At 48.9% G+C, this 17,641-nt stretch carries 19 protein-coding genes; 6 read left to right on the forward strand and 13 right to left on the reverse strand.

Going from position 1 to position 17,641, the window contains the following annotated elements:
* Positions 1 to 891, forward strand: an 891-nt coding sequence (metE, locus tag MPL1_RS03010; RefSeq protein ID WP_009725656.1) for a 5-methyltetrahydropteroyltriglutamate--homocysteine S-methyltransferase, incomplete at its 5' end; no start/stop codon positions are given.
* 59 nt (positions 892 to 950) lie between these two features.
* Here the strand turns inward: metE and MPL1_RS03015 are convergent.
* The 4 genes from MPL1_RS03015 to MPL1_RS03030 are packed head-to-tail and all read right to left on the reverse strand — an operon-like array spanning position 951 to position 4,293.
* Positions 951 to 1,634, reverse strand: coding sequence for a (5-formylfuran-3-yl)methyl phosphate synthase (locus MPL1_RS03015; RefSeq protein WP_009725657.1), 684 nt, complete (start codon positions 1,632 to 1,634; stop codon positions 951 to 953).
* Positions 1,624 to 2,208: a DUF447 domain-containing protein gene (locus MPL1_RS03020; RefSeq protein ID WP_009725658.1), complete on the reverse strand. Its 585-nt coding sequence runs from the start codon at positions 2,206 to 2,208 to the stop codon at positions 1,624 to 1,626. The genes MPL1_RS03015 and MPL1_RS03020 overlap by 11 nt, the downstream gene beginning before the upstream one ends.
* Entirely contained in the window at positions 2,192 to 3,742 is a 1,551-nt protein-coding gene (locus MPL1_RS03025; RefSeq protein ID WP_009725659.1) for a DUF6513 domain-containing protein, read from the reverse strand. The genes MPL1_RS03020 and MPL1_RS03025 overlap by 17 nt, the downstream gene beginning before the upstream one ends.
* Entirely contained in the window at positions 3,739 to 4,293 is a 555-nt protein-coding gene (locus tag MPL1_RS03030) for a flavoprotein (protein WP_009725660.1), read from the reverse strand. Before MPL1_RS03030 ends, MPL1_RS03025 begins: the two co-directional genes overlap by 4 nt.
* Before the next feature lie 146 nt (positions 4,294 to 4,439).
* On the opposite strand from MPL1_RS03030, the gene MPL1_RS03035 reads away from it, so the two are divergent.
* Positions 4,440 to 5,753, forward strand: a complete 1,314-nt coding sequence (locus MPL1_RS03035) for an NAD(P)/FAD-dependent oxidoreductase (protein ID WP_009725661.1) — start codon at positions 4,440 to 4,442, stop codon at positions 5,751 to 5,753.
* 81 nt (positions 5,754 to 5,834) lie between these two features.
* Here MPL1_RS03035 and MPL1_RS03040 read toward each other — a convergent pair whose 3' ends face one another.
* From MPL1_RS03040 to rd, 6 genes are all read right to left on the reverse strand, one after another.
* Complete coding sequence (locus tag MPL1_RS03040; RefSeq protein WP_009725662.1) at positions 5,835 to 6,395, reverse strand: cytochrome b; 561 nt, start codon at positions 6,393 to 6,395, stop codon at positions 5,835 to 5,837.
* A gap of 240 nt (positions 6,396 to 6,635) precedes the next feature.
* The gene (gene gyrB / locus MPL1_RS03045) at positions 6,636 to 9,053 is read right to left on the reverse strand and encodes a DNA topoisomerase (ATP-hydrolyzing) subunit B (RefSeq protein WP_009725663.1); all 2,418 of its coding nucleotides are present in this window, start codon (positions 9,051 to 9,053) and stop codon (positions 6,636 to 6,638) included.
* 77 nt (positions 9,054 to 9,130) lie between these two features.
* The gene (locus MPL1_RS14020; RefSeq protein WP_235045511.1) at positions 9,131 to 9,511 is read right to left on the reverse strand and encodes a DNA replication/repair protein RecF; all 381 of its coding nucleotides are present in this window, start codon (positions 9,509 to 9,511) and stop codon (positions 9,131 to 9,133) included.
* Positions 9,512 to 9,516: 5 nt separating this feature from the next.
* A complete protein-coding gene (gene recF, locus MPL1_RS14025; protein ID WP_235045512.1) occupies positions 9,517 to 10,203 on the reverse strand; it encodes a DNA replication/repair protein RecF in 687 nt (228 codons plus the stop codon).
* A 36-nt stretch (positions 10,204 to 10,239) separates the two neighbouring features.
* A complete protein-coding gene (locus MPL1_RS03055; protein ID WP_009725664.1) occupies positions 10,240 to 11,415 on the reverse strand; it encodes an NAD(P)/FAD-dependent oxidoreductase in 1,176 nt (391 codons plus the stop codon).
* A 5-nt stretch (positions 11,416 to 11,420) separates the two neighbouring features.
* Positions 11,421 to 11,585 carry a rubredoxin gene (rd, locus tag MPL1_RS03060; RefSeq protein ID WP_009725665.1) on the reverse strand — a complete coding sequence of 55 codons (165 nt, stop codon included), beginning with the start codon at positions 11,583 to 11,585 and terminating at the stop codon, positions 11,421 to 11,423.
* Positions 11,586 to 11,739: 154 nt separating this feature from the next.
* Here rd and MPL1_RS03065 point away from each other — a divergent pair, with 154 nt between their 5' ends.
* Positions 11,740 to 12,645, forward strand: coding sequence for a hydrogen peroxide-inducible genes activator (locus MPL1_RS03065; protein WP_009725666.1), 906 nt, complete (start codon positions 11,740 to 11,742; stop codon positions 12,643 to 12,645).
* 47 nt (positions 12,646 to 12,692) lie between these two features.
* Here the strand turns inward: MPL1_RS03065 and MPL1_RS03070 are convergent, their stop codons facing one another.
* Positions 12,693 to 13,277, reverse strand: coding sequence for a TlpA family protein disulfide reductase (locus MPL1_RS03070; RefSeq protein WP_009725667.1), 585 nt, complete (start codon positions 13,275 to 13,277; stop codon positions 12,693 to 12,695).
* Positions 13,278 to 13,370: 93 nt separating this feature from the next.
* Between MPL1_RS03070 and murJ the strand changes: the two genes are divergently transcribed.
* Positions 13,371 to 14,918, forward strand: coding sequence for a murein biosynthesis integral membrane protein MurJ (gene murJ / locus MPL1_RS03075; RefSeq protein WP_040576832.1), 1,548 nt, complete (start codon positions 13,371 to 13,373; stop codon positions 14,916 to 14,918).
* A 59-nt stretch (positions 14,919 to 14,977) separates the two neighbouring features.
* On the opposite strand, the gene MPL1_RS03080 is transcribed toward murJ, so the two are convergent.
* Both MPL1_RS03080 and fnr read right to left on the reverse strand, forming a co-directional pair.
* On the reverse strand, positions 14,978 to 15,676 hold the full coding sequence (locus MPL1_RS03080) for an OmpW/AlkL family protein (protein WP_009725669.1): 699 nt from the start codon (positions 15,674 to 15,676) through the stop codon (positions 14,978 to 14,980).
* 101 nt (positions 15,677 to 15,777) lie between these two features.
* Complete coding sequence (gene fnr, locus MPL1_RS03085) at positions 15,778 to 16,527, reverse strand: fumarate/nitrate reduction transcriptional regulator Fnr (protein WP_009725670.1); 750 nt, start codon at positions 16,525 to 16,527, stop codon at positions 15,778 to 15,780.
* Between the two features lie 99 nt (positions 16,528 to 16,626).
* Here fnr and hisB point away from each other — a divergent pair, with 99 nt between their 5' ends.
* Positions 16,627 to 17,220 (forward strand): imidazoleglycerol-phosphate dehydratase HisB, encoded by a 594-nt coding sequence (gene hisB, locus MPL1_RS03090; RefSeq protein WP_009725671.1) that lies wholly within the window; start codon positions 16,627 to 16,629, stop codon positions 17,218 to 17,220.
* Positions 17,221 to 17,261: 41 nt separating this feature from the next.
* Positions 17,262 to 17,639, forward strand: a complete 378-nt coding sequence (gene hisH, locus MPL1_RS03095) for an imidazole glycerol phosphate synthase subunit HisH (protein ID WP_009725672.1) — start codon at positions 17,262 to 17,264, stop codon at positions 17,637 to 17,639.
* Positions 17,640 to 17,641: the final 2 nt, after the last annotated feature.

Below are 17,641 nucleotides of genomic sequence, written 5' to 3' on the forward strand. Positions count from 1 at the left end.
CGAGAAATCCATCTGGCTATCAAAATTCAGGAACAGCTGGATCTGGATGTTCTGGTGCACGGTGAGGCAGAGCGTAATGACATGGTTGAGTACTTTGGCAGCCAATTGGACGGTTATGCCTTTAGTGAGCTTGGCTGGGTGCAATCATACGGTTCCCGCTGTGTTAAACCACCGATTATTTTCGGCGATATTCAACGACCGCAAACCATGACTGTGGACTGGATTCGCTATGCTCAGTCACTCACTCAACGTCCAGTCAAGGGCATGTTGACCGGCCCTGTGACCATGCTCAACTGGTCTTTTGTTCGTGATGATCAGCCGCGCTCAGAAACCTGTTTGCAACTGGCACTGGCAATACGAGATGAAGTGCTGGATCTGGAGCAAGCCGGCACACAGATTATCCAGATCGACGAAGCCGCATTGCGTGAAGGCCTGCCACTGCGTCGCTCTGACTGGCAAAGCTATCTGGATTGGGCTGTGTTCAGCTTTAAGCTGTGCGCCAATGGTGTAAGCGATGAAACCCAGATTCACACCCATATGTGCTACTCGGAGTTCAATGACATTATTGAAGCCATTGCAGCGATGGATGCTGACGTGATTACTATCGAAACCTCACGTTCCGATATGGAGCTACTGGATGTATTCAGGGACTTTGAATATCCCAATGCCATTGGACCAGGGGTGTATGACATTCATAGCCCGAATATTCCTGAGGTCAGCCAAATCATTGATTTGATGACCCTGGCTGCGCAACGCATTCCCAATGAGCGTTTGTGGATCAATCCGGACTGTGGGCTAAAAACCCGTCGTTGGGAAGAAGTGCGTCCTGCACTGACAGCGATGGTGCAGGCAGCAAAGGCATGTCGCCAACAATTGGTCAAAGCCGCCTGATCAAAACTTATCGGGCAGAGCATCGCGCTCTGCCCGATAGTTCTATTTCACAACCTTGCTCATGCTGCCAGCGCCAACCGTAACTGCTCCAGCCGATCGGGGTTCAGCGCTGCAGTCCGTTGCTGCTGATCACACAAGGCACTACGAAAGCCCAGATAGTCGGCATTCAAGGGTCGAAGCGCCGTAATATCTTCAAATTTGAGTGCACCCGCCAAACCACTCAGCATTCCTGCTTGTTTAGTTTGTAAAACAAAGTTCTCAAGTGCTGTCTTTGACCATAATTGCGTCAAGCGCTGCCCCCGTTTGCTGGCCGTGTCTAACATGACCCCGGCAAAACCACAGGCCGCCAAGGTCGGCACTAATGAGGCATCTGAAATCTGATCTGCAAATAAAACCGCTATCACCGGCTGAGGGAGTTGCTTGAGTTGTGGTTTCAGCGCCTCTAAACAGTCTTCCAGATCAGGATCATCAAAAAGCCCGATTTTCAGATAATCCACCCGTGACTGACTCATCGCATTGAGAGCTTCGCTAATCACCGTTGCATCCATGGCTAAATCACCCACTGTCGCACTGGTCAGACACCGACCATTGATTCGACGGACAATTTCCGTCACTTCAGTGATCGACATGGCACCCAGTGCTCCTGTCGCTGGATTTTTCATATCCAAAATGTCGGGTAGCTGATGTTCAATCAGCAGCGCCTCTGCCATAGACTGAATGCTGGCAAGATATCTAGTGGTCATCAATTCGGATTCCGGCTTGTTCAATCCTGGTCATCAACCATTGCCAGGCTTCCAGTTCACGTGGGCCTGCCGTTTTATCAATGGCAATGGTCAGATAGCGTAGTTCTTCTTGTATTTTTTCAACCGGCAGCATCTCAAGGCGACTGACCAGAATGGCGGCCTCAAGCACTGCCGACTGTGCCCGATTAAAGCCACGAAAGGGGACATGTGTGACTTCGTTGATCACCGCGCCGTAGAAACAGGCACGAGGACTGTCATCATCGACCCGGACTATCTCCAACTCGCTGTGCGACAGTGCCTGTTGCAGATAAAAACCTTCAATTTGCTGGCAGGGGTGAACAGGCCACTCACGGTGGCCGGTCAATGCGCCAGCAAATATCCTGACATCATCGACATAATTGATTGTGCATTGCCGGTGTCGTGACAGATTGTCATAAGTGGCAGACGGCTTGAATGGCTTTATATGAAAGTGACCATTTACTTCGCTAATTCCCATTGGTGCAGAGTGAGGGCTCCCTTCAGCGTCGAGTGTCGTGACAATCACTTCGTGAATTCGACTATTCAGTCGTGTCATCAGATTTTTCCTGTTGTGCATTGTGTTTTGGATCGGCCGTGCCACATGCTTTCTGCTTCTGATCCGCCGCCGTCAAAAGCGTTTTTTCAACTCTTGCTGTCGGAGTGGTTTGTTGCGTCTCCACTGTGCCACCTGCCCGCTGAGGCTTTCGCTTCATAGTCGAGCCTTCTGCTTTTTGCTGAGTCAAATCCTCTGTTGCTGCATCAACCGCACAACCCCAGCTGAGATCTTCATCCTGGGTATAACGCTTACCCAGTTGCCAGGCGATTTGCGCGCGAGCCAGCTCAACGCCCAGATAAAATGCATGGCCGGGATCGTTGTCTACCGCCAAGTGGGGATAAAACTCAAAAGGATCGTCACTGAGCAGAAAACTGTCACGATTGAAGATAAAAATACCCTCCTGGGCAGTCTTGATACGGTAGTTAGGATCCTTGATATTAGCTGCCAGATTGCGAATCTCATCGGCGCTATCCGGAAACGGTCGGCGCTCATGATTAATCAGCAAAGCATCGGAAAAGTCACGCGGCAAACTGCTGTCTTCACGAGCAGCAAACATCATTCTCCTTGCCACATCTGCCTCACGAATAGCTCGTCTGGCGTGTGGACTCACTTCGGTTGCAAGAACGTTACCGACTCTCAGTTCAGAAATGATTCCGAACAACAAGGCGTTGATGCCGCTGGTGTCCGCATCAGTCAATTCGGTCAGATTACCGACCCCCATCATCATCGGCGCGTCCGGATATCGTTGTCTTAATGTGTGGTAGCGAACGATGGACTCTGTCAGTCCAAAATGTATCGGGTCCAGTATGGGATCAGCAATCCATGGTTTGCCGATCTTGTCCATCGCCTCCATCGCTCGTTCCAGCGAGGCAAGATCGCCCGGCTCTGATGGCACCAGTATTGGCACAACATCATATCGCTCTGCAATATGGATACTATGCTCAGTCAAACTCAGCAGATAATCAGCACCCGCACTGGCTGCTCGCTCAAGGTCTTCCAGTGAAAGTGAGTCTACACTCACCTTGAAACCATTATCATGCAATGCGGCAATCGCTTCCTCCATATGTGGAAAAGCTTCTTGCGGCAAACAACCAATATCGATGACATCCGCGCCGTTTTGCTGATAATAACGCGCTCTTTCGATGATGCTGTCGATGCTTCGTTCGGGCGCATCGACTATCTCAGCAAAGATCCTGACGTCGTGGCGACTCAAGTCCGGCTGTTTGCGTGACCGACCAAAAAACACCGGCAAATCCTTGATTTCCTCTGGTCCTCGTTGCACAGGCACCCCCAATTGTTCGCTGAGCGCATCCAGATCACCCCGGCAGCGTCCCGGCACAATAATGCGATCAAATGTCCGGTATAACTCTGGCTTCAAACGTCTGGCGATCATTTTGTCTGTCATCAGCGCAGCCACTGACAAGCCGAGCTGGTGAATCTGGTAGTCAAACGGCAATGGCTCCATCTCTGCCAGCACTTTCTGAACACTCGGCTCAGCCAGTTTGCCAGTCAGAAACAGTATCTTTTCTGTCATTTATTGCTGATTTCTTGTAATCGTCGTTGCAGCGTTTGGGCCAATTGCTCGGCACTTTCAACCACCGTTGTTGCTTCAAATGTCTTCAAGCTTTCGGTATGTGCCAAATCAATCTTGCGCGGCCACAACCGAACAATTCTGTCAGGTGCGGGCGTATCGACTTCGGGCTCGGCGTCACAGGCCAGAACAATGCTTGGTATTCGACATTTGCCGGCTTGAGCGTAGACGTTGGTGACCAGTGTGTCAGAAATGCCCAGCACCATTTTTGCCACAGTGTTTGAGGTTGCAGGCGCAACCACCAGCGTGTGGTAATCACCTCGATAAAACAAACCCACAGGCGGCGCACTGGCAGCCCTGTCACGATATACTCTGCCTGTCGCATTGAGCGCCTTTGGATCGTGACCGTACATCCTGATCACTTCCTCACCTGCACGACTGTAAAACAGATCCACATCCTCGAGTTCACGAATGATTTCCAGGCACTCTTCGAGATAATGTCCTGAGCCGGTCACGGCCCATGCCAGACGCGGTTTTTCCGGCTTTGCCTGCATTTGTAAACCCTATTGAATGATCCAGGTCATGAATTTTGCCAGAGTCACCGCGCCGAGTAAAAATAAGATAGGTTTTGCAAGACTATTCAGGCTAGAATGAACTGAATTTCTTATTACTCACAATGGAATGAACTGGAGCTGCACGTATGTCAGAACGCATCCCCAAAATCGTCGTCGTCGGTGGTGGTGCCGGCGGTCTTGAACTGGTCACCAAACTCGGAAAAAAACTGGGCAAAAAAGGTAAAGCAGAAATCACCCTGGTTGACAGCACCAGTACACACATCTGGAAACCCTTGCTGCATGAAGTCGCAGCAGGCACGCTGGATTCACACGAAGATGAAATCGAATATCTCAGCCAGGCCAACTGCAGCGGCTTTCGTTTTCGCATGGGCAAAATGGACGGCCTGGATCGCAAAAACAAGCAAATCTCTCTTGCGCCGACGATTAACAAGGAAGGTCTTGAAATTATTCCTCGCAGACACTTTGACTACGACTATCTGGTCATTGCGGTTGGCAGTGTCAGCCATGACTTTGGCATCAAAGGTGTCAAAGATCATTGCTTGTTTCTGGACACTACCAAACAGGCGGAAACTTTCCAAAACAAATTGTTGCAAGCTTATCTGCGCGCCCATACACAGGGCAGGCCGCTGGATGAGGGCCAGCTAAATATTGCTATTGTTGGTGCCGGCGCAACTGGTGTTGAGCTCTGCGCACAGCTTTACGAGGTATCACACCTGCTGACAGCTTATGGTCTTGATGAAGTCAAACCTACCGACGTAAAAATCACACTGATTGAAGCTGCCGATCGCATTTTGCCCGGCCTCCCAGAAAACATCTCTGCTGCAGCTCATGAAGAACTCAGCAAACTTGGCGTAGAGGTGCTGTCAGGCGAGCGTGTTGTCGAAGTGACGCCCGACAGCATCAAAACAGAAAGCGGCAAGGTTGTACCGGCACCCATCAAAGTCTGGGCAGCAGGCATCAAAGCGCCTGAATTCCTCAAAGACATTGCTGGCCTTGAAACCAACTGGATGAATCAACTGGTTGTTCGACAGACGCTACAAACCACGCTTGATGATGACATCTATGCTATTGGTGATTGCTGTGCCTGCAAATGGCAAGGTCACGACGAAAATGTTCCGCCGCGTGCCCAAGCAGCGCACCAAATGGCCAGCCTGGTCTACAAATCCATTCGCATGCGCATGGCAGGCAAAGAAGCCCCGGAATATCACTATCATGATTATGGCTCGCTGGTTTCGCTCGGACGCTACGGAACCGTCGGCAATCTGATGGGCAATCTCAGCCGCGGCAGCATGATGATCGAAGGCCTAATGGCAAGAATGATGTATTTGTCGCTGTACAAAATGCATCAAGTCGCTTTGTTTGGTCCGTTCAGGGTGTTAATGCTGTCACTTTCACACCTGTTTCGACGCAGCGTGCATCCAAAGATCAAACTTCACTAGTAGTGATGCTTCTGACAGTCACAAAAAAGGCCTTTTCAGGCCTTTTTTTGCTTTCTACTGTATGCAAAGAGCTAAAACAGTTTAATCACGCTTAAAGCTCATTCGGTCAAAGATTCCATCGTTATCGATACGATGCTTGATGGCCGCAGCGATGTGCAACACTAACACCGCGATAAAGAGATAGGCCAGCCATTGGTGAATCACGGTAAAGTTCTCGCGCATTGCAGCATCAGCTTCAGCCAGTCGTGGCAAAGTGATGCCCCAGAGGTAGGTATCAAAACTACTGAACATCGATTGCGCGTATCCACTTATCGGCATGGCAATCATCAATGCATACAACAGACCGTGAGTGAAGCTTGAAACCCGTTGCTGCCAGCTTGGTACAAAATCCGGTAACGGAGGAGGGGTGTGGGTCAAACGCCAGCCCACACGAATAAAGATGAGTATGGCAGCGGTAATACCGAGCGATTTATGCAGCAAAAAGTAAAAGGCTCTGACACTTTCTTGACCTTCTGGCAGCTCATCTTGTCTTGGCAGCTCCACCATATAGAGCCCTAAGCCAATCATAAAAAGCACGATAGCGGCAATCAGCCAATGTAATGCCACCTGTACGCGATCATAACGCGCGCTGTTAGTTGTCATACAGATCTCCCTGATTATTATTCTGTTTGGGTGTGTTAATGCTTTTGCTCATTTTAGATGTTCTGACAACAAGCATTGTCAGTAATCATCCTGCCGGAATTGAACTTTCATGCCTGAAACCAAGCAAATATCTCTAACACACCCTAAATAAAAAAGGCCATTCACATAGCCCTTTCTACAACTCCGACCGCACTGGGAGTGAATAATTCCCGCAGAATTGCGGGAACAATTCCTGTACAACTAAATATCGAGGTTTGACGCCTGCAAGGCATTTGCTTCTATGAATTCCCTGCGAGGCTCCACATGATCACCCATCAGGGTATTAAAGGTTTCATCAGCCGCAATCGCATCATGTATCTTTACCTGCAGTAAACGACGCTTACTCTTGTCCATCGTCGTTTCCCACAACTGCTCTGGATTCATCTCGCCCAGACCTTTATAACGCTGAACATGCTGACCGCGTTTGGCTTCTTGTAACAACCACTTCACTACTTGAGCAAAATTGGTGACGGTTTCGCTGCGGTCACCGCGCTCAACTCGCCCCTCACCATCAAACAAGCCATTGATTTTATTAGCAAATGACAATATTTTTTGATATTCAGTACTGGCGAAGAACTCACCCGGAATATGAAACTCAGTTGCAATGCCGTGGCGGCTGAAACTGACGTTGATGTGCGGTACCGGTTCATGGTCGTTCTTCGCGGTCGATAAATCAAAGCGTGTGCCGGTTGGCATGCCTTTATTCAGACCTGTGGCAATATTATCTAACCACTGCTGCATCGCCGAGCTATCGCCCAGTTCTGGAATAGCTGGCTGATATATTAACTGCTCAAGAAACGCCGGGTAGTAATGATTCGACAATCGGGTGATGATTGACGTAATCGTCTGATACTCGGCGACCAATTGTTCCAGCGCATTGCCTTCAATGGCTGCTGCATTTGCAGAAGGGTAGAGTGCAGCATTGGTCAAAGCCACCTCGGTCAGATAACGCTCCATTTCGTTATCATCTTTTAAATAACGTTCCTGCTTACCTTTTTTGATTTTGTAGAGCGGTGGCTGTGCAATATAAACATGACCTCGCTCGATCAGCTCCGGCATTTGTCTGTAGAAAAATGTTAACAACAAAGTTCTGATATGCGATCCGTCCACATCCGCATCAGTCATAATGATGATGTGGTGGTAACGCAGTTTTTCAGGATCATATTCATCACGACCAATGCCACAACCCAGCGCAGTAATCAGCGTTCCGACTTCTGCAGAACTGATCATCTTGTCAAAACGCGCGCGCTCAACGTTAAGAATTTTTCCTTTCAACGGCAGGATGGCCTGCGTTCTTCTGTCGCGGCCTTGTTTGGCGCTACCACCCGCAGAGTCACCCTCCACCAGGAACAATTCTGAGAAAGCAGGATCACGCTCTTGGCAGTCAGCTAATTTACCGGGCAATCCTGCAATATCAAGCACACCTTTGCGGCGTGTCAGTTCCCGTGCTTTTCTTGCGGCGTCTCTTGCTCTTGCCGCCTCAACCATTTTGTTGGCGATGAGTTTTGCGTCTGACGGGTTCTCCAGTAGGAAATCCTGGAAGTGTTCATTGACCAATGATTCAACAATCGTTCTCACTTCAGAAGACACCAGCTTGTCTTTGGTTTGTGATGAAAACTTCGGGTCAGGAACTTTGACGGACAAGACAGCGGTTAATCCCTCACGCGCATCATCGCCGGTTGTTGTCACTTTTGATTTCTTTGCCAGACCTTCGCTTTCGATGTATTGATTCAACGTTCTGGTCAGTGCCGCACGAAAACCGGCTAAATGGGTACCGCCATCGCGTTGTGGAATATTATTGGTAAAACAGTAAATGTTTTCCTGATAGGAGTCGTTCCACTGCATTGCCAACTCCACGACCACGTCATCTTTAAGGCCGCTGACACTGATAATGCTCTCATGAATCGATGTTTTATTTTTATTCAGATGCTGAACAAAGGCATTGATACCACCTTCATAGTGGAATACTTCTGACTTCTCATCACGCTCATCTGTCAGGACAATTCGTACACCTGAGTTGAGGAAAGCCAGTTCACGGATTCTCTTAGCCAAAATCTTGTAGTCAAACGTGACGTTGGTAAAGGTATCTTCACTCGGCCAGAACTGGATTTTTGTACCGGTGCTTGCTGTATCTTCAAAGGCTGTCAGTGGCGCTTCCGGAACGCCATGTCGATAGGTCTGGCGATATACTTTGCCTTCCCTTTGAATTTCCATTGTCAGTTTTTTTGACAAAGCATTTACAACGGATACCCCCACACCATGCAATCCGCCTGATACTTTGTATGAATTATCATCAAACTTACCGCCCGCATGCAGCACCGTCATGATTACTTCCGCTGCGGAAATACCTTCCTCTTCATGAATATCTACAGGGATACCACGGCCATTATCTTCAACCGACACCGAATCATCTGGATGAATGCGGACATTTATCTCGCTGCAATATCCAGCCAATGATTCGTCGATGGAGTTATCCAGCACCTCAAAAACCATGTGGTGCAGTCCAGTGCCATCATCTGTGTCACCAATGTACATACCCGGCCGTTTTCTGACTGCATCAAGTCCTTTCAGAACCTTAATGTTGGACGAATCATACGTTGGGTTGTTTTCATTGCTCATAAATAATCCATTCCATGATGTGGATGAAGTTCAACCTGTCATTCTACTATGGATCGCCGCTTGTTGACAGTCAGCCATCAACTTGTTAGCCGACCCTGTTCCACGTGAAACAATTTTGAATTTTCTTTGGAGTGTACCCAGCTTCGAAGCTCACTGTTGGTACTGGTAATGAAGGACTGTACGGACGACCGTTGAATATAGTCGAGCAAGGTTATTTGATGGCTTTGGTCTAATTCTGAACTGACATCATCGATCAGTAACACACCGGTCTGATTGTTCTGCTCATGAATAATTTTCAGCTGGGCCAGGCTGATTGCTAGAAAGAAAAGCTTTTGCTGACCTCTCGACAATAGCTCTGCAGGATCCGCATCGTTTATCTTCAGCGTCCAATCACAAGCATGCGCACCATAACGCGTGTAACCGTGTTGCTGATCTTTTTCTATATTAGCGAGCAGCACATCGGTCAGATTCTCATTCTTCGGCCAGCCGATGCTAAACGCGAAGTAATATCTGCATCAGCGAAGGCCGGGCACAAGTGACCGAATAACACTTCGAATTCACTTCTTAGCCTTTCAAGATATCGTGACCGATGTTCTGTCAGTGCTAATCCGTGTCTGTTTAGATAATTATCCCACAGCAACAATTCATCTCTTTTTGAACGATTTTTCAATGCCGCATTACGTTGCTGTAATGATTTTTTATAGGATTGCCAGTGATAGTTATATTCTGGTTCCACGTGGAACACACCCCAATCTATCAACCGACGGCGGTATTTCGGGCCGAGTTCAAAGAATTGATGACAATTTGCCGGGATATACTGAATGGGTAATTGTGTGGCCAGATCAGATAAACGCTTCAACGGTGTATGGTTCAGACGAATCTGCAAACCGTTACTTAAGTGAAACTGCAGGCCGACCGGTGTATTGTCATCACATCGGGCAATCACTTGGAGCTGTGACTGCTGATGTTGGATCAGATGTTTGAGGGATCGGCTACGAAAAGATCGCCCCAAGCCGAGCAGGTAGACGGCTTCAAGAATACTTGTTTTTCCAGAACCGTTTTCGCCAACAATCATGTTGACCGAGGTCTCAGGAACAAGCTCCATCGAACTGATATTACGAAAATGATTAAGCTTCAGTGATAGCAGCATCAGTGCAAATCAAATCCAGGAGAGTGTGTCCATGCCTCAGACATTAACCATCTGCTTTAAGAGTGCCTGCCTTTCTTGAGTCAAATCGCCACTCAGTGCAAAACCAGTTAAACGATTGCTAGCATCATGATATAGCGCTCTGAGACCAGCGCCGGCGTTTGATGTCTCAACAACTTCAGTTATCGAGCTGTTATGATTTTTAAGCGCAGTGAAGACGATAGGGTAAGCAGGTGTTTTTACCACAATTGGCATCACCGGATAGTTAACCCGGACTGGCTGCCCAGTCAATGTGCTCGCCAAACTTCTGGCAGCATGCATGATGGGCATAACGTACTTCTGATTAACACCACACACAGCAGCACAGTCACCAATGGCATAAATATCAGCAACACTGGTTTGCAAAAAGCCGTCAGTGAGAATAGCATCAGAGACGTCTATTCTCGCTTGAATCGCCAGTGTTAAATCGACCTCCAGACCTATCGCCAATAACACAAGATCCGCATCAAACTGATGAGTGTCCAGCTTAATATGTAAAGCATCACCGGAAGTATCGCGCTCAATCGCCTGAACACTGCTTTCACAATGCCACTGCATACCGAGCAACTTGAGTTTATCAAGAAGCGCTTCAGACATCGCTGAAGGAATAACCTTGTGCAATGGTAGGGGCGTATTGGAGATTAAAGAGACCTGCTTGCCAGCGACCAATACATCATTGGCGAACTCACAACCAATCAGTCCGGCGCCAATAACACACACATGCTCGCAAGAGCTAAGCCGCTGGTGAAAGGCTCTGTAATGTTCGAGTGAATTGACGCTGAGAACATCGTCATCTGCAACATCAATGTGAACCGAATCAGGAAGCTGTCGTGGCCTTGCGCCAGTCGCCAACACGAGCTGCTGATATTGAATGCGCTCACCTGAATCGAGAAGCAGCTCATGAGACTCTGGCAACAACCCAATAACCTTACTATTGTTGATGATATTAAGTTGATATTTTTCTGCCATTTCGCTGGCAGAAGACTGAGCAAGTCGTTCCGGTGATTTTTGCTGGCTTAACGCATTGGACAGCATTGGTTTTGAATAGAAACAACCATCATCTTCAGTAATCATCAGCAACGGTTGTGCCGCATCAAGCTTTCGTATTTCTTTAGCCAGCGTATATCCCGCCAGCCCTGTGCCGATAATGACAACCGGCGGGCGATGTATGGTCACTGTGACTAGATCTCAATCATCTCAAAGTCATCTTTACCGACGCCACATTCGGGGCAGACCCAATCATCTGGAATGTCATCCCAGCGAGTGCCCGGCGCAATGCCTTCTTCAGGCAGACCTTTTGCTTCGTCGTAGATAAAACCGCAGACAACACACTGCCATTGCTTCATTTTATTTCTCCATCAAATCAATCAGACAATATGCAACCATCTTGCATAAAGCACAATTGGATGTCAGTTATTTAATTCGCAGTGACAGTTTAGTTTCTGTGCTAGTGTATGTCTAACAGATGATTATCCTTTTTTTAATTAGGTTTTTTCGATTATGAAACTGCCGACACTTCGCCAATTACATTACTTAACTGCGGTGATAGATGAAAAGCACTTCGGCAAGGCCGCTGAGCGTTGTCATGTCACTCAATCAACACTAAGCGCCGGTATTCAGGATCTTGAAGATTTACTTGAAGTAAGCCTGCTGGAGAGAACCAATCGCAAGGTATTAAGTACACCAATAGGCGAGGAAATCGCCGCCAGGGCGCGGCAGATTCTCTCATTGAGCGAAGACCTGGTTGATCTGGCTCAAGCCGAGAAAAACCCGATGTCCGGGCGTATCAGAATTGGTTTGATTCCGACTATCAGTCCTTTTTTGCTGCCAAAAACCTTGCCGGTGATTCGGCGTGAACTGCCAGATCTGGAATTGATCCTGGTGGAGGATCAATCCGAGCGCTTATTGGATCAACTTGAAGCCGGCAATGTCGATGTTGTGATTCTGGCGTTTCCGTTTAACATCCGAGGCTTGAATCAGCGAAAAATTTTCAGTGAGCGCTTCTGGATTGCCTTGCCTAAAGACCATCGTCTATGCAAACAGGAGCAGATAAAAGCCGAAGAAATCCCGGTTAAGGAGTTATTGCTACTGGCTGAAGGGCACTGTCTGAGAGAGCACGCCTTGAGCGCCTGCGAGTTACCTTTGTCAGCGCAGCGACGCAGTGTTCAGGCGACCAGTCTTTACACACTGATTGAAATGGTGGCCAGTGGCATGGGTATAACCCTTATCCCGGAAATGGCGGTTAACTCAGACATGGTCAAACATGCCGATATTTGTCTGAAACCTTTAAAAAGCGCCGCTGTGCAAAGTGAGCGTGAAATCGGTCTGGTCTGGCGGCCAAGCTTTAGAAGAACCCGAACACTGGACCGGTTAACAGAAATTCTCGGATCCGTTGATCTTTCATAGTTGCTTTGTTTCACTGGGTGAAGGCAACAAAACTTAAGCTTGAAATATCACTCTGAGACGGCATAAAAACGACGCACCTCATTAAACAAGCGATGCACTGCCAGTGAGGTGAAGGGTGGATTCATTCGGGCGTATACCCGACCCTTGGGATCAACCAGATACAAACTATGATGCTGATGAACTTGGCCGGTAGCATCCTCAAAGAACCAAAAATCAAAGGTTTTACCAAGCGAGGCCAACAGCACCGGATCGGCAATCGCCTCTGTGCTGCTTTGTGCAAGCGAGTCTGGCAACAAAAGCGACTGCTCCAGATCATGTATTCGCACCAGTAATATCTGCACGTCACGATCGGCTATTCTGGCAGCAAGGTTCTCAAGCACACTGAACACCGCGAGACAGTCCGGGGCACACTGCTGATGCGAGAAATAAACAAAACTCCATTTGTCATTAAACCAATCAGCCGTCAAAGCATAGCCATCATCACGACGCAGCAATATTGACGGCAGCTCGGCAGGAGGAGACAGCAGATAAGGTTTAAGCTGTTCGGGCAGGATTCGATGATCCACAGGCGGTTGCTGCGCTTGCAGCATAAAGCCCAGCAGGACCGCTACAATGAGCAGATATATCAGCAAAAAAACGCTTAGAATTGAAGTTTTTGATCAAACCTTGCATGGGCCTATTCATGGATAACTTGGCAAGATGCCACCAATACAGTGACGCGCGAAATGGCTGAAAGATTATTCCGCTCGACCGCCATCGTCAGCTGTATGACCTTTTTATCTCGTATTCTCGGCTTTTTACGCGACATTGTCATTGCCCGAATGTTTGGCGCAGGAATGGGGGCTGACGTATTTTTTGTCGCTTTCAAAATTCCGAACTTTCTGCGAAGACTGTTTGCTGAAGGGGCATTTTCACAGGCCTTTGTTCCGGTTCTGGCTGAATACCGCCAGCGAGGTGAGCGGGATCTGCGCGAGCTGATTCACCACACCAGCGGCACCTTGTTCACCATTTTATTTGTAATCACCTTGATTGGTGTGCTGGCATCGCCTTTGTTAATCATGCTGTTCGCACCTGGCTTTATCAGCGAACCGGAAAAGCTTGATCTGGCCAGTCAAATGTTGGCCATCACCTTCCCTTATCTGTTGTTCATATCGCTGACCGCCTTGTCAGGCTCCATTTTGAATGCTTTTGGCAAGTTTGCCGTGCCCGCGTTTACGCCGGTATTTTTGAATATCTCCTTAATCGCCGCCGCAATCTGGCTGGCACCCATACTTGATGAGCCGGTAAAAGCGCTGGCCTGGGGCGTCTTTATCGGCGGTATTGTGCAGCTGTTATTTCAGTTGCCGTTTTTGTTAAAAATTCACATTCGCCCAAAACCGCGATGGGGCTGGCGACACGAAGGCGTGCAGAAAATTCTTCGCCTGATGCTGCCGGGCATGTTTGGTGTCTCAGTGGCGCAGATTAACTTGCTGCTGGATACCATTCTGGCGTCCTTTCTGGTCACCGGCAGCATCTCATGGCTGTATTACTCAGATCGCCTGGTCGAGTTCCCTCTGGGGGTATTTGGAATTGCCTTGGCAACCGTTATCCTGCCCAGCCTGTCTCGCCAACATGCCAGTGATTCAGTGCAAAGCTTCTCAGATACCATCGACTGGGCTTTACGATGGGTGTTATTGATTGGTGTACCGGCGGCGATAGGACTGATTCTGTTGGCAGAACCGTTGCTGGTGACGCTATTTCAGTATGGGGAGTTTACCCGTTACGATGCTCATCAATCCTCGCTGAGCCTGATGGCCTATGGACTTGGACTGCTGCCGTTTATTTTGATTAAAGTGCTGGCTCCGGGTTTTTTTGCACGGCAAGACACTAAAACACCGGTCAAAATCGGCATCATTGCGATGGCTGTAAATATGGTACTGAATATCATTTTGATGATCTATCTGGCGCATGTCGGGCTGGCACTTGCGACCGCATTATCGGCCATGCTCAACGCCGGACTTTTGTATATCGGCCTGCGTAAACGCAATGTCTATCAACCGGCAGCGGGCTGGTTAAAATTCACGGCCAAACTGGTCCTTGCCACCACAGGCATGATTGCCGTGCTGATCTGGCTGACACCGCAAATTGGTGACTGGCATGAATGGTCTGGCAGACTGCGCTTTCAAGTGCTGATGGGGCTGATCGCGGCATCGGCCATTAGTTACTTTGTGCTGTTGCATTTGCTGGGCATACGAGTGAAAAGCCTCATTCGCCCCAGACAGCGTGATTTCTAAACAAAAAAAAGGCCCTCCGAAGAGGGCCGATGGAGTTGCGAGAGGACTCCAAAAGCTAACTAGAAGCGGCGACCAATACCTACGCCCCAGACAAACGGGTTGATGTCTGCATTGATTTTTGCCCTGCCAACCGCGGTGTTTTTGAAGCGGGCAGTGGTATCGATATCCAGGTATTTGACGTCAAAGTTGATGAACCAGTCCTGGTTGATAGCCACATCCACACCGGCTTGCGCTGCCCAGCCCCAGGAGCTGCTCAGGCTGACTTTTGCGCCGTCCTGATAGATGGCTGAGCTTTTGGGCACTTTTTCATTGTAAAAATGTGTGTAGTTGACACCGGCTCCCACATAAGGGCGAACGGTGGCGCCAGGGCGAAAATGGTATTGCAGGGTCAGTGTGGGCGGTAACACACGGGTATCAATTACATTCTTGGAGCCGGGCAGGCCGCCCAGAACTCCACCCACCGCCTTGTTGCCACGGACGGTATGTTTTGAAGTGCCAAGAATTAACTCAACGCCCCAGTTTGGCGTGATCATGTAGGTGATATCCAATTCGGGTACGGTGTCAGAGTCAACACTGACGCCTTTGCCAAGGTTGCCAAACGCTTCAGTGGACAAGCTGCCACTGCTGTCATTGGGATTTACATTAATGATACGACCACGCACCAACCAATCACCGGCCTCATAGGCAAGTACAGGGGTTGTGACCGCAGAAAGGCCAGTAAGCGTTACGATACCGGCAGCAATAAGGGATTTTTTCATTTCGGGCTTCTCCGTTCCATCGCTGTATTACGATTGAATACAATGTTACGGAGCTGACCGATGTTTGCATTGATCCAGGTCAAGAACTCTGTTGTCAGGCTTTAGCCACAGAGTTTTTGCAATGCTTCCAGATCCTCAATGGTGACGCTTTTGCCTTCAAGACGAACCAGCCGATCATCCTGCAGACGGCCGAACAAACGACTGACTGTTTCAACCGCAAGCCCCAGATGATTGGCAATATCGCCTCGAGACATACTCAGTTGAAATTCTGTGGCAGAAAATCCGCGATCCTGGAATCGTCGTGATAAAGACACCAGAAACGTCGCCATTTTTTCCTCGGCGGTTTTTTTACCAAGCAAGACCATCAGATTCTTGTCACTGGATAATTCCTTGCTCAGACGCGACATCATTTGCACCTGCAATTGCGGCATGGCCGCGCCGAACTCCTGCAAACGTTCAAATGGCAACTCGCAGACGCTGCTTGTTTCCAGCGCTTTGGCCGTTGACTGATAGCTTTGTGAGTAGATTGCGTCCATACCAATAAATTCGCCCGGGAAATAAAAACCGGTGACCTGTTCGCGACCGTTGCTGGCTGAAATGGTGGTTTTGAAAGCGCCGCTTCTCACCACATAAATCGATTTGAAGGGTGCCTGACTGTCAAACAAGCTCTGGTTGCGACTGAGGCTCTGGCTACGCTTGATGATTTTGTCGAGCTGGGCCAGGTCATCACTGTGCAGCCCCAATGGCAAACACAGTCTGTACAAAGCGCAAGACTGACAGGCCACATGATGTTCATGTTCAACTTTGGCTAAGTCCCTGAACAGTGGCGCGACATTATTGGCTTGCGTCATGGGCATTCCTGGCTAAAAAGTTCAATTTATAATAACGCTTCAAACCACGGTCTGAAACAGTTATTATTTGTTTTTATTGCACAAACATCAGGAAATATCATGACCGCTCGTAGCGCAACCATTGCGCGTAATACGCTGGAAACCCAAATCGAGGTCTCCATCAACCTTGACGGCAGTGGCCGCTTCTCCTCGCAAACCGGCGTTGCGTTTCTCGATCACATGCTCGAACAAATCGCCCGTCACGGCCTGTTTGACCTTGAAATCAAGGCCAACGGCGATCTGCACATCGACGCTCACCACACAGTTGAAGATATTGGCATCACTATTGGTCAAGCTCTCAAACAGGCGCTGGGCGACAAAAAAGGCGTTGTTCGCTACGGCCATGCTTATGTGCCGCTTGACGAAGCCTTGTCCAGAGTGGCGCTGGATTTGTCTGGCCGACCAGGACTGGAGTTTGATGTCACATTCAACCGTGACAAGATCGGTGACTTTGATGTCGACCTGTTTTACGAGTTCTTCCAAGGGCTGGTCAACCATGCAGCGATGACACTGCACATTGATAATCTGAAAGGCCGTAATGCCCACCACATTGCCGAAACCATCTTCAAAGCCTTTGGCCGAGCACTGAGAATGGCGGTCGCATTGGACCAGCGCGCGCTGGAACAATTGCCATCCACCAAGGGTGCTTTATAATCGGCTAAATCCCGCTTATTACATTCAGGTTTTTGTCAGCTATGCATCGCGTTGCAGTTATTGATTACGGCATGGGCAATCTTCGCTCTGTTTCCAAGGCCCTGGAAGCCGTTGCCAGCGAGCACGAAGTTATCGTGACTGCAGATGCAAAAGCGATCAGCAATGCCTCACATATCGTTTTCCCGGGTGTTGGTGCCATTCGTGACTGCATGAGCACACTGCAACAAACTGGCCTGGACGATATTGTCAGAACCGCTGCAGCCAGCAAACCCTTTCTGGGCATTTGCCTGGGCATGCAGGCACTGATGAGTCACAGCGAGGAAAATTCCGGCACCGAGGGGCTGGGCATCATTCCCGGCAATGTGCGTCATTTTGATCAAGCGGCAGCTCAGGGCTTAAAGTCCCGCACATGGGCGTGAAT

It is taken from the genome of Methylophaga lonarensis MPL (genome assembly GCF_000349205.1).
Classification (GTDB): Bacteria; Pseudomonadota; Gammaproteobacteria; order Nitrosococcales; family Methylophagaceae; genus Methylophaga; species Methylophaga lonarensis.